General features: G+C 67.3%; 1 protein-coding gene. It reads left to right on the plus strand.

Translation table 11 applies throughout. The features are described 5' to 3' along the window. Positions 1–434 (plus strand): AMP-binding protein (locus tag AC5Y6X_RS24450; RefSeq protein WP_499989723.1); only part of this gene is annotated, 434 nt, incomplete at both ends.

Genomic DNA, 434 nt, shown 5'->3' on the forward strand with positions numbered 1-434 from the left:
CGCCTCGATGACGTATCGCGAGTTGGATGAGGCCGCCAACCGGTTGGCGCACCTGCTGGCCGAACACGGTGCCGGCCCGGGACAGTGTGTGGCACTGCTGTTTTCGCGGTCCGCCGAGGCGATCGTGGCGATTCTGGCGGTGCTCAAGGCCGGGGCGGCCTATCTGCCGATCGACCCCGCGGTGCCGGCGGCGCGGATGAACTTCTTGCTTGCCGACGCCGCGCCGATCGCCGCGATCACCACCACGCGGCTGGCCCGGCGGCTGGATGGTTGCAACCTCCAGGTCATCAACGTCGACGATGCCGGGATCGACGATCAACCCAGCACCGCGTTGCCGACACCGGACCCGGACGACATTGCCCACATCATCTACACCTCCGGCACCACCGGCATCCCCAAAGGCGTTGCCGTTACTCACCACAACGTCACCAGGC

This window comes from Mycobacterium sp. NGS26 (genome assembly GCF_059813025.1).